Below are 11,624 nucleotides of genomic sequence, written 5' to 3'. Positions count from 1 at the left end.
AGCGATTTAATAAACTTGTCAGCCCATAAAGTTAAGGATGACAAGTTTCCTTTATTCAGCTAATTTTACAATTTTTGCAAAATCACTGACCAGTTTCTCGCCATCAATGGTAGGTAATACACCCAAGGCTTGTCTAGGCTTAAAAATAGCCGCGATATCTCCCTGTGGATTAATTAACACTAAAGAAGCACTGTGATCGACTAAGTAACCATTATTGTCAGCTTCATCGCCTTCAGGCTCGTTAATCGCGTACATCATGCCAAGGTTACGAGCAAACGGAAATAACACACCATGGTCACCCGTAAGCGCAATAAACTCCTCATTAAAATAAGCTATATACTGAGCTAATTTTTCTGGCGTATCTCTACTAGGATCAACAGAAACCAACAAAATTTGTGTATCTTTACTGATCGCTTTTAAATCGTCATAAACAAAGTTTAGTTCTTGTAATGTAGTCGGGCAAACATCAGGACAAGAAGTATACCCTAAAAATACCCACGACCATTTATTGGCTAATTGTTCTTTGGTAAAGGCTTGGTTATGATGATTCGTTAATTGAAATGGCTTAACTTCCCGAACCTGCTGATAATATAAAGCGTGTTCAGGCTGTGGTAATACTGTCGCTTTTTGAAAGACAAAAAAACCTACCGCACCAGCAACAAGGGCGACAATGACATACAACAACTTGTTCATATTTAATTATTTCCGTTTGTCTTATCCAATAACCATTTGACTGATTAAATGGTCTACTTTTCATCTGGAAAAATAGATAAATACCCGATATAAAATTTAGTAAGTCGTTACCCTACTACTAAATATTATATCGAAGTAGCTTTGTCCTTACCCTTAACAATGATCAGATAATTGATCAGCTTGGTATCATAGGTAATAAATAATGGTCAAGTAATAGGATAATAAACAAGCCCATTAAATGTACGATTGAAAACTTAAAGGTGTCCATTGCCGTATTCTCATCGGCATTAAACTTAAGTTTCCAGGCGTAAGCAAAAAACATCAGATTCAATGTTACTGCGCCAATTAAATATAACCAATTACTCATTCCCACTAAATAAGGTAACAAGCCAACAACAAAAAGTAACACGGTATAAAGTAAAATTTGGGTTTTTGTAAAGTTTACCCCATGGGTTACCGGCAACATGGGAATATTTACTTTGGCATATTCATCTTTGCGGTGTATCGCTAAAGCCCAAAAATGTGGAGGTGTCCAAGTAAAAATCAATAACACTAATAACAAAGCATTAGGGTGTATTTCATTGGTCATTGCTGTCCAACCTAACAGTGGGGGTATGGCTCCAGCTAAGCCACCTATCGTGATATTTTGAGGCGTAGCACGTTTCAAATACATAGTATAAACAAAACTGTAACCCACCAAACCTGCAAAAGTAAGCCATGCCGTTAAGGGATTAACCAAGCTATATAAAATGGCAAAACCACTGACCGCTAAAAACATAGCAAACAAAGTCGCATTTCTCGGCGTTAAACGTCCCGTAGCAACGGGCCGGTTATAAGTTCGCCCCATAATACTGTCAATTCGTTCATCAACAATGTGATTTATCGCGGCGGCGGCTGATGATAAAAAGCCAATACCCACCATTGAAGGAATAAGTACTTGCCATGGAATGGTACCCGGAACAGAAAGACACATACCCACTAAAGCGGTTAACACTAAGAGTGCCACTACACGAGGCTTAGTGATTTCATAATAATCTCGCCAAATAGCGGTTTTAGTCTCTATAACTTCAGGTGTAGTTGCTGGCCCGTTTGGGCTTTCTGTTGATACTGATTCGCTCATAAGTATTCCTTATAATTTCCGTCGTAAACTGTAGGTTAACGTGATCAAAGACAACATTAGACATGCTGCTACCACGTTATGACTCACCGCAACTGCTAACGGTAATGAGAACCAGATATTGCTAATACCCAATAATATTTGGCAACTAAGAATAAACGCTAAGCTAATAGCTGCATTCTTAAAAAATGCAGATTGAGATTTTCGAAATACCATTAATGCTAACCAAAAAAGATAAAGCCCAGTGACAATGGCTCCCAGTCGATGAACAACATGAATCGTTACACGTGAAGCATGAGATAAATGACCAAATTCGTAACTGTCTTTTTCTGGTGGGATCAAATCAAATGAATCTTCGAAGGTCAATTGCTCTTGCCAGCCTGACTGGCAAATAGGTAATTCAGTACAAACCAAGGCAGCATAGTTTGACGATGTCCAGCCCCCTAAACCTATTTGTGCTGTTAACAGTACAATACCAATTAAGCCGTATCTACCATATTTCTTAATGGCGAAATCACCACCTGGTACCCTAAAATCAGCCAAGCGTAAGTATAATAAAAATAACAAACTCAAGGTTGTAAAACCACCAAGTAAATGACCCATAACGACAATCGGCATTAGTTTCATGGTTACGGTCCACATGCCCAAGGCCGCTTGAAAAACAACCACCGCGAGTATTAACATCGGTAACCTTAAAGGCGTACCTTGATCGCGTTGTCGGTAAGACATAAATGCTATCGCTAGGATTAATAAACCCAACGCACCAGCAAAATATCTATGGATCATTTCATTCCATGCTTTATGCACTTCAACTTTTCTTTCTGGAAATGCTTGCTCTGCTTTAATAATTTGTTCTGCGGTTGCTGGTACATCAATTAATCCATAACAACCTGGCCAATCTGGACAGCCTAAACCCGCATGCGTTAAGCGCGTATAAGCACCTAAGCTAACCACGATTAGTGCTAATAGAATACTAATTAAGACTAAGGTACGAACACGATGATTAACACGATTTTTCATCTTAACCCACCCTTGAATACTTAAGTAATTTCTTCATATCTGCTAAAATTTCTTTACCAAACATTGCTTGAGCATCATCATTTGTCGGTGGTTTATGAGATAAAACCACATTACCTAAAGGGTCAACAACTAAGACTTTGGTATCTGATAAAAAGTCATCAACTAGACTTGGAGTAGAAATAATCACCCAGCTGTTTTCAGTTAACCTTTCCGTTTGCTGAGGTGAGAGTGGATTAGGAGAAAGTGCGACGCGCTTTACTCTGGGCATTTCTCTACCCAGGGCTATGTAAGAGTTATTAACACTAAGTAACGTTTGTTCACAGTGATCATCACAATGCTGTGGCAAGCTATAAATAATTGACCAAGTTTTTTGTAAAGCAGGTTGACTCAAACCTAACTTTTCTAAAGTCAGTTCATTCTCAACTAAAGTGCCCTTGTTCGTCACACCATAATCAAGCCAATTTTGAGTTAAGGCGAGTTTTGCTAACACGATAGGGAGGATAAAAGCGCCCAGCACCATGACCATACTACGACGAGATTTTTTCTGTGATACATCATTCATACACTTAGACCTTATTATTTTTTTATTAGTGATTTAACGCTTGTTCACTATTTTTACCCAACTTAATTGACGCCCATATCATCAACAATAACCATGCTATCGCTAAACTGAACCATTGAAAGGCATAAGCACGATGTTTTTCGGGTGGCATAACAATTGGTTGCCAATTTTTTTCATAACCCACACTCTCTGTTTTATCTAAGTAGACGACAAAGGGCAAGAGTTGACGTGAAATTAATGTTGAGAATTTATCTAATTCTATCTGCTGAACACGCAATGGCCACTCACCTTTAACCAAGACTTGTTCCATTAACATTATGCCTTGCTCTATTTTACGTACGTGGCCTGATAGTTGATACTTTCCAGTAATAGCCTGCACATCGGGAATTTCTTGACGATTTATAGAACCTACTACCCAACCTAAATTAACTAAGACCGCCTGCTCACCACTATTAAACACTTGATAAACACGATAACCTAATTGTCCTTTATTCGTTTGGTTGTCTAATAAAAAAATAGTATTATTATCAAATTCCCCAAACATAGTGATCGGTAGATCATTAATTTCATTTTTTTCTGAGAGCACTTGAGAAATTGACAAGGCTTGTGTTTGGCTCAATTGTGTAATGGTTGCGATGCGTTGCTCTTTTTGTAAAGCACGATCACTTTGCCATAATCCGAGTTTTACTAATCCGGAAAAAACAAGTAGGGTAAATATCAACCAAGGTAGGCGAATGTTTGATATAAAATTTTTCAAACAATTAATTCCTTAAATATGCTTAAAGCGAACATAACAACATAGGAAATTTTTAAATGGCATTTGCGATAAAAATAATTATTATTGGCTGCTTAATCTTCATGGTATTTAGCCTGTTTCAGGCACTCTTTGTCTTAAACAAAAATGACCCAAGTAAACCGTCAATGTCAAAATTTATTGGCCGACGCGTGATGATTTCAGCCTTCATTATTATACTTATGTTAGTCGCTATTTTAACAGGCGTTATTACGCCACACCCACGACCGTTCTAATCAACTCGCTTAAAAATAAAAAGTAGGTGAAGCTAGCCTCACCTACAATATTTCTTAAACGTTTATATCAGTAATTGTTTATACGATATAAACAAAAACAAACAGTATCACCCAAACCACATCAACAAAATGCCAATACCAACTTGCCGCTTCAAAAGCAAAAGCATTTGTTGGGGTAAAGTGGCCTTTTAACACCCTTAAAAACACCACAATAAGCATGACGGTACCTAAGGTAACGTGCATACCATGAAAACCGGTCAGTAAGTAGAAAGTTGAACCATAGATACCACTGGTTAAGTACAATTTCATTTCTTCTGAATAGCCGTGCATATACTCGACAACTTGCAAGAATAAAAAGACAACACCTAATAATATGGTAAAACCTAACCATATTTTCAGCATTTTACGATTATCTTTTTCTAAGGCTGAATGTGCTAAATGTGCAGTAATTGAAGACGTTAATAACAAAATAGTATTAATTAACGGTAGGCCATACCAGCCCATTTGAGTTGTTTCGGTTCCATCTGGTGTGACTAATAACGGCCAACTTGCGACAAACTCAGGCCATAAAACAGCACCAGTCATGGCATTATTATCTGCGCCGCCCAACCAAGGTACTGATAACGTGCGGGCATAAAATAAGGCACCAAAGAATGCTGCAAAAAACATCACTTCAGAAAAGATAAACCAGCTCATTCCTTGACGAAATGAGTTATCCATTTGATGGCTATACTTACCTGCCATCGATTCGTTTATAACGTTACTGAACCAACCATAGAGCATGTATATAACTAAACAAATGCCGGCAAGCAATATGTAACCGCCAATGCCACCTTCGCTACTATTTAACGTAGAAACATAGTTCCCGGCGCCAACAGCAATTAAAAACAGTGCCACTGCGCCAACAATTGGCCAATGACTTTGTGATGGTACGTAATAACTTTCATATTCTTTTGTTGTCATTATTATTCCCCTAAACAAATACTGTTACACGCTAAGTGCTCAGTATAAATTGCTACGATTCCACTTTTCCGGTCACGTCATACAAAGTGTAAGACAAAGTTAGCGTTGAAATATCTTCAGGTAATTCTGGGTCAACATAAAACTGTAACGCCATTTCTACCTCTTCATTCGCTTTTAGCGGTTGCTGCGTAAAACAAAAACATTCAATTTTTTGAAAATACGCGGCGGCTAAACCGGGCGATACTGACGGAACTGCTTGGCCAATAATATCGCGAGTGGATTCATTTTTTGCATAAAATTTAACAAGTTTCATTTCACCGGGATGAACTTTTATTTCACGGACCATAGGTTCAAACTGCCAAGGTATACCTTGGGCGGTTCGACTAATAAACTGCACCGTAACAATTCTTTTTGTGTCAATCTGCTCAACATTATAGACAGCGGCGGCAGTGGTTGACGTTTTTCCATTCAAACCAGTAATATCACAAAACACATCATACAAAGGGACAAGTGCAAAACCAAAACCAAACATACCAAAAACAATCATAACCAGCTTTTTTATCACTTGATTGTTTTTCGTTATAGCAGTGCTATCTTTGTTATTTGAATTTTGCAATTCGTCACCTTTATTCATATTTTATTAACTTAATCAATTTTTGGTGGTGTTGAAAATGTATGGTACGGAGCAGGACTTGCGACAGTCCACTCTAAACCTTCAGCGCCATCCCAAGGTTTAGCAGCTGCTTTCTCTCCACCTCTAATACACTTAATAACAACCGCTAAGAATATTAATTGCGAAAGACCAAAGGCAAAACCACCAATACTGACCCACTTGTTGAAATCAGCAAACTGCAACGCATAATCTGGGATACGACGAGGCATGCCCGCTAATCCTAAAAAGTGCATAGGGAAGAATAGTAAATTAACTGAAATCAGTGAACACCAAAAATGCCATTTAGCTAACGACTCGTTATACATATGACCTGTCCATTTTGGCAACCAGAAGTATGCACCAGCATAAATCGAGAATAATGAACCGGTAACTAATACATAATGAAAATGAGCAACAACAAAGTAGGTATCATGGTATTGGAAATCAACAGGTGTTAATGCCAACATCAAACCAGAGAATCCGCCTATAGTAAATAAGATGACAAACGCGATAGAAAATAGCATCGGCGTTTCAAAGCTCATTGAACCACGCCACATAGTTGCGACCCAGTTGAACACTTTAACACCCGTAGGTACGGCAATTAACATGGTGCAATACATGAAGAACAGTTCACCAAATAACGGCATACCTGTCGTGAACATGTGATGCGCCCAAACAATAAATGACAACACAGCAATCGATGCCGTTGCATAAACCATTGAGCTGTAGCCAAATAACTTCTTACGAGCAAACGCTGGGATAATTGTCGAAACAATGCCAAAAGCAGGTAAAATCATGATGTAAACTTCAGGATGCCCGAAGAACCAGAAAAGATGCTGGAACAATACCGGATCACCGCCACCAGCGGCATCAAAGAAACTCGTACCAAAATAAGTGTCGGTTAACAACATAGTTACCACACCTGCGAGCACGGGCATCACCGCAATCAATAAGTAAGCGGTAATAAAAAATGTCCAAACAAACAATGGCATTTTCATGTAAGTCATACCAGGCGCACGCATATTCATAATAGTAACAACAATATTAATTGCGCCCATTATTGATGAGATACCCATAATATGAACAGCAAAAACAAAAAATGCCGTACTACCATTTGAATAGGTTGTAGAAAGTGGTGCGTAGAATGTCCAACCAAAGTTAGGCGCACCTGACTCCATAAAGAATGTAGACAAAAGAATCCCAAAAGCAAAAGGTAGAATCCAGAAGCTCCAGTTATTCATACGTGGTAAGGCCATATCTGGAGCACCAATCATCATAGGTATCATCCAGTTAGCAAACCCGGTAAAGGCCGGCATAATTGCACCAAATACCATGATCAAACCATGTACGGTTGTTAGCTGATTGAAAAAATCAGGCTCCACTATTTGTAAACCGGGTTGGAATAACTCGGCTCGAATAACCATGGCTAAAGCGCCGCCGGTTAATAGCATAATAAAAGCAAACCATAGATATAACGTACCTATATCTTTATGGTTTGTCGTGTACAACCAACGTTTGATGCCTTTCATTTTATGGTCATCATGATGATCGTCGTGCGATTCTTGTTCTATAACGTCTGTAGTCATTTTATATCCTCCTACTTCGCACTAGCAGCATCAACAGCTGCAGGTTGTACTAAATCACCGGTGTTATTGCCCCAAGCATTACGCTCATAAGTAACAACTGCCGCTATTTCGGTTTTAGTTAACTGGCTACCAAAAGCAGCCATAGCAGGGTTTTTCTTACTGCCATTAATAACCATATCTATATGCACAGCAATATCACCCAGTGCAATTGCACTACCTTTTAGTGCTGGAAATGCCGGAGGTAAACCCGCACCAGAAACTTGATGACAAGCAGCACAAGCTTTCATGTAAACTTGCTCACCCATAACCATCAGTTCATCTTCGCTGTACACTTTAGTTAGATCTTCTACTGGGGCTTCTTCAGCAACCATTTCAGCAACTGCTACCGGTGTTTCTGTGTCATTGCCTGATCCCTTAGCAGCACCTTTAACATCAGCGGCTTGTACGGCATCACCGGTATTGTTACCCCAAGCATTACGCTCGTAGGTCACAACTGCAGCAATTTGCTTCATACTTAACTGCTTACCATAAGCTTGCATACCTGTACCCGCTTTACCATTGAGTACAATATCAATATGCGCGGCAATACTACCCGTAGCAACTGGACTTCCTTTAAGTGCAGGAAATGCAGGAGGTAGACCAGCACCAGAAACTTGATGACAGGCAGCACAGTGGGCAATATAGGTAGTTTCACCCAAGGTCATCAATTCATCCATTGATGCGGAAGCGTTAAGAGATGCTTTCTCAGCAGCAGCGGCTTGAGCGTTGAGTTGGTGTTGTTCATCAAGCCATTTTGCATAGTCTGCTTCAGACTTTACTTCGACAACAATTGGCATAAAACCATGGTCTTTGCCACAAAGCTCAGCACACTGACCTCGGTATATCCCAGGCTTGTCAACTTTTGTCCATGCTTCATTAATAAATCCTGGGTTAGCATCTTGCTTTACAGCAAAAGCAGGTACCCACCAAGCATGAATAACGTCGTCAGAAGTGATTAAAAACCGTACTTTTTTATTAACTGGAATGACAAGGTGTTTATCAACTTCGAGTAGGTAATTTTCACCTTTGACTTTATCGCCAGCATCAACATTAAGGTGTTTACCTTCTTGTGTTTCATACTGTGATCTTGGCGTCGATAAAACGGAGTAGAACTCAATATCTTGATCAAAATATTTGTAATGCCATTTCCACTGAGAGGCGGTAACTTGAATGGTAACGTCAGAATCGTCGTTATTTTCCATTTCAATCAGTGTTTTTGTTGCTGGTACAGCCATAGCGATAAGAATGACAATGGGAATTGCTGTCCAGAGGATTTCTACTTTTGTACTTTCATGAAAATCTGCTGATTTAGCCCCTTTGGATTTTCGATGGAAAACCATTGACCAAAACATAGCACCAAAAACGACCACACCAATTGCTACACATATATACATTGCGAGCATATGTAGATCGTAAACATCTCTACTTACTTCTGTTACACCCTTGGTCAGATTTAATTGCATATCTGCCCAAGCTGAACTGGAAAGAACACTCCCCAACAACAGCCAACCTAGGTTACGTCTTTTCACACGACATCTCCTTCACCCTATAAAAGTTTAAAACTTGATACCTAGGACAAAACACATCCTTTAGTACGGATTTTTATTATTTTCTTAGCGATTTTGTTATCAACCAGTTAGCGTCGACAACATCGCCTTATATTTATATTTGTACACATTCCAAACTAGAATTACTTAAAAGTTGATCTGGGTCAATTTAAAAATCGAGCTATTTTAAAATAAAAACCAATAAAAACAATAGAGTATCAACTCTAATACAAGCAAAGGCCTAATAACAAAGGGCTGTAGCCGTAGTATTAAAAATAAACAGCTGAGTATAAATACGCGTATTGCAAAAATCGATCTTGGTTGTTTTTTAATCAGAGAAAGATAAAGTTGTTTGAAGGGGCTTTAGAATGAAAATTATTCTTAGTAAAGAGAAAGGTTTGCATGAAAAGAATACGAAAGGTTAGAAAAGCAAACTTTAGCCTATTTTATACACTAAAGTTTGCGGAGCAGTTTGACGTAATTAATACTATATTTGTTAGATAAATTGATTTAGTTACCACCAAGTTTATTGGATAGGTTAACTTAATTACATCCAGTCTGCCGAGCGAATAACGCCAACTGCCAACCCTTCAATATTAAACTCTTGATCAGACAAATCGACTTTTATAGGAGAGAAGTCATCATTTTCAGCATGTAAGTAAACGATGTTACCTTCTCGTTTATAACGTTTAACCGTAACATTTTCTTCGACACGAGCAACAATTACTTGGCCATTCTGTACATCGGTCGTTTGATGAACCGCTAACAAGTCACCATCAAGTATGCCGATATTTTTCATGCTTTCGCCATTAACTCTCAATAAGTAATCAGCAGCTGGGTGGAACAAATTACCATCAACTTTGTAATGATCTTCAACATGCTCTGCAGCTAAAATAGGTTCACCTGCAGCCACTCTGCCGATTAAAGGTAAACCGGCTTCTTCCATTAACTTCTCAGTCAAACGAATGCCGCGAGAAGTACCTGGCAACATTTCTATATAGCCTTTTTTAGCCAAAGCTTTTAAATGTTCCTCTGCTGCATTTGCTGATTTAAAGCCAAAAAACTTGGCTATTTCAGCACGCGTTGGTGGCATGCCCGTATCGCTTATTTTATCTTTGATCAGATCAAAAACTTGTTGTTGTCGGTTCGTTAGAGGGCGTAATTCGCTGATTTCATTTAGCATAGGGAGCCTGTAAATTTACACAGTTGTTACTGTGAGTATATACAGGTCGTTAGTAAAGGCAAGTTTTCTAGCCAAATTATTTTTGAAAACTCCCTGATTTTAAATAATGGATAACTTGTTCGATAACTTTTTCGTTTTTCATCATAAATGGATGGGTCGTTTCCATTTCAATGTGATCATTCATACCATCAAGTTTGGTACTAGCAACCGAAACTTTACCATCATCTTTATCAGGAATAAGTGTTGATAATATCCAATTAATACTTTGATTACCGGCAATAACACCCAAATCAAAATTAGCATTGCCAAGGTTACTAGGGACACTGAATTCGCCGGTACCTAATTGCATACCCGCATCACCATTGATGAAACTAAAACCAGGTGTATTTTTTAGTTTATCAACAACTTCACTGCCTTTGTTTGGTGGACCTAGCATCACGACTTTATGTAAATTAGGTATTTTATGCATACTTAAATATTGGCGAACTAATATACCGCCCATTGAATGGGTAACAAAGTTAACTTGGCGATTTTCACAAATTAATAGCGCTTTAGAAATAACTTTTTCAGCCAACTCTTCTATCGAATAATCTCTAGAAGGGTAGTTGATATTTATCACAAAATATCCTTCTGCTAACAATCGTTTTTCAATAGCTTTCATGGAGTTAGCCGAACGTGCAAGCCCATGCAGTAAAATTACACATTCACCATTAGCTAAAGAATCTGCTGGCTCTTCAAAAGAAGCTTGAATTTTATAGCCACGTTCAACCGAAGTATCTAAGCTTTCTTGTTCAATCATATTTTTTAAACGAGTTTCTGCATCAGTAATTTTTTTACTAAATTGTTCTTTAAGTAGCGCTAGGTCTGACTTAAGTGCTGCAATTTTTTCATTCATAGCTGCGCTCCATCATTTTTTATGTTGAACGTTAATTATTGACGCTTTATTCACTTTTGAAAACAAGCGAGATAATATTTTTTAAAGCGCGGTTTGAGTATCATTTTAAAAGGGCTAATAACTTTAAACATCTACCATTAGCATTCAGTCATGTGTTTATAGGGAGTATAACGTTATGTGTTCTCGGTTTGGCAATAAATATTAATTTCTGCGCAGTGCTTTACACTCAGGTAACTCCCAAGGATGCATCGCTAACAACAAACCAATATGTTGTCGTTTGTCTAAAGGTAACAAGGCATCTTCTTGGTTTATCTTTACTACTGGCAACTATTTTCTCG

Annotated in this window: 13 protein-coding genes; 1 reads left to right on the top strand and 12 read right to left on the bottom strand. The window is 38.4% G+C overall.

Going from position 1 to position 11,624, the window contains the following annotated elements; all coding sequences use genetic code 11:
* Positions 1-51 precede the first annotated feature (51 nt).
* From H4J57_RS05425 to H4J57_RS05405, 5 genes are all read right to left on the bottom strand, one after another.
* On the bottom strand, positions 52-693 hold the full coding sequence (locus H4J57_RS05425; RefSeq protein WP_182214454.1) for an SCO family protein: 642 nt from the start codon (positions 691-693) through the stop codon (positions 52-54).
* A gap of 175 nt (positions 694-868) precedes the next feature.
* On the bottom strand, positions 869-1,813 hold the full coding sequence (cyoE, locus tag H4J57_RS05420; protein WP_182214456.1) for a heme o synthase: 945 nt from the start codon (positions 1,811-1,813) through the stop codon (positions 869-871).
* 9 nt (positions 1,814-1,822) lie between these two features.
* On the bottom strand, positions 1,823-2,830 hold the full coding sequence (locus tag H4J57_RS05415) for a heme A synthase (protein ID WP_182242176.1): 1,008 nt from the start codon (positions 2,828-2,830) through the stop codon (positions 1,823-1,825).
* Between the two features lies 1 nt (position 2,831).
* On the bottom strand, positions 2,832-3,392 hold the full coding sequence (locus H4J57_RS05410) for a hypothetical protein (protein WP_182214460.1): 561 nt from the start codon (positions 3,390-3,392) through the stop codon (positions 2,832-2,834).
* 25 nt (positions 3,393-3,417) lie between these two features.
* Positions 3,418-4,149 (bottom strand): SURF1 family protein, encoded by a 732-nt coding sequence (locus H4J57_RS05405; protein ID WP_182242175.1) that lies wholly within the window; start codon positions 4,147-4,149, stop codon positions 3,418-3,420.
* Positions 4,150-4,205: 56 nt separating this feature from the next.
* Here H4J57_RS05405 and H4J57_RS05400 point away from each other — a divergent pair, with 56 nt between their 5' ends.
* Positions 4,206-4,421: a DUF2909 domain-containing protein gene (locus tag H4J57_RS05400; protein WP_182242174.1), complete on the top strand. Its 216-nt coding sequence runs from the start codon at positions 4,206-4,208 to the stop codon at positions 4,419-4,421.
* 78 nt (positions 4,422-4,499) lie between these two features.
* Here H4J57_RS05400 and H4J57_RS05395 read toward each other — a convergent pair whose 3' ends face one another.
* The 7 genes from H4J57_RS05395 to H4J57_RS05365 all read right to left on the bottom strand — a co-directional run bounded on the left by H4J57_RS05395 (position 4,500) and on the right by H4J57_RS05365 (position 11,613).
* Positions 4,500-5,384: a cytochrome c oxidase subunit 3 gene (locus H4J57_RS05395; protein ID WP_182214464.1), complete on the bottom strand. Its 885-nt coding sequence runs from the start codon at positions 5,382-5,384 to the stop codon at positions 4,500-4,502.
* Positions 5,385-5,436: 52 nt separating this feature from the next.
* Entirely contained in the window at positions 5,437-6,018 is a 582-nt protein-coding gene (locus H4J57_RS05390) for a cytochrome c oxidase assembly protein (RefSeq protein ID WP_182214466.1), read from the bottom strand.
* A gap of 11 nt (positions 6,019-6,029) precedes the next feature.
* Entirely contained in the window at positions 6,030-7,622 is a 1,593-nt protein-coding gene (gene ctaD / locus H4J57_RS05385; protein ID WP_182175285.1) for a cytochrome c oxidase subunit I, read from the bottom strand.
* A gap of 11 nt (positions 7,623-7,633) precedes the next feature.
* Positions 7,634-9,190 carry a cytochrome c oxidase subunit II gene (gene coxB / locus H4J57_RS05380; protein ID WP_404842493.1) on the bottom strand — a complete coding sequence of 519 codons (1,557 nt, stop codon included), beginning with the start codon at positions 9,188-9,190 and terminating at the stop codon, positions 7,634-7,636.
* 565 nt (positions 9,191-9,755) lie between these two features.
* Positions 9,756-10,391, bottom strand: coding sequence for a transcriptional repressor LexA (lexA, locus tag H4J57_RS05375; RefSeq protein ID WP_182175283.1), 636 nt, complete (start codon positions 10,389-10,391; stop codon positions 9,756-9,758).
* A 76-nt stretch (positions 10,392-10,467) separates the two neighbouring features.
* Entirely contained in the window at positions 10,468-11,286 is an 819-nt protein-coding gene (locus H4J57_RS05370; protein ID WP_310733553.1) for an alpha/beta fold hydrolase, read from the bottom strand.
* A 201-nt stretch (positions 11,287-11,487) separates the two neighbouring features.
* Complete coding sequence (locus tag H4J57_RS05365; RefSeq protein ID WP_259366801.1) at positions 11,488-11,613, bottom strand: hypothetical protein; 126 nt, start codon at positions 11,611-11,613, stop codon at positions 11,488-11,490.
* Positions 11,614-11,624 lie beyond the last annotated feature (11 nt).

Source organism: Colwellia sp. BRX8-7 (assembly GCF_014077275.1).
Lineage (GTDB): Bacteria > Pseudomonadota > Gammaproteobacteria > Enterobacterales > Alteromonadaceae > Colwellia_A.
The sequence above is the reverse complement of the archived record's forward strand: the minus strand, read 5'-3'. Positions and strand labels throughout refer to the sequence as shown.

What these genes read in the sequence shown, in the direction of transcription:
- H4J57_RS05425 (WP_182214454.1), bottom strand. Translation starts at nt 693, where the DNA reads ATGAACAAGTTGTTGTATGTCATTGTCGCCCTTGTTGCTGGTGCGGTA.
- cyoE (WP_182214456.1), bottom strand. Translation starts at nt 1,813, where the DNA reads ATGAGCGAATCAGTATCAACAGAAAGCCCAAACGGGCCAGCAACTACA.
- H4J57_RS05415 (WP_182242176.1), bottom strand. Translation starts at nt 2,830, where the DNA reads ATGAAAAATCGTGTTAATCATCGTGTTCGTACCTTAGTCTTAATTAGT.
- H4J57_RS05410 (WP_182214460.1), bottom strand. Translation starts at nt 3,392, where the DNA reads ATGAATGATGTATCACAGAAAAAATCTCGTCGTAGTATGGTCATGGTG.
- H4J57_RS05400 (WP_182242174.1), top strand. Translation starts at nt 4,206, where the DNA reads ATGGCATTTGCGATAAAAATAATTATTATTGGCTGCTTAATCTTCATG.
- H4J57_RS05395 (WP_182214464.1), bottom strand. Translation starts at nt 5,384, where the DNA reads ATGACAACAAAAGAATATGAAAGTTATTACGTACCATCACAAAGTCAT.
- H4J57_RS05390 (WP_182214466.1), bottom strand. Translation starts at nt 6,018, where the DNA reads ATGAATAAAGGTGACGAATTGCAAAATTCAAATAACAAAGATAGCACT.
- ctaD (WP_182175285.1), bottom strand. Translation starts at nt 7,622, where the DNA reads ATGACTACAGACGTTATAGAACAAGAATCGCACGACGATCATCATGAT.
- lexA (WP_182175283.1), bottom strand. Translation starts at nt 10,391, where the DNA reads ATGCTAAATGAAATCAGCGAATTACGCCCTCTAACGAACCGACAACAA.
- H4J57_RS05370 (WP_310733553.1), bottom strand. Translation starts at nt 11,286, where the DNA reads ATGAATGAAAAAATTGCAGCACTTAAGTCAGACCTAGCGCTACTTAAA.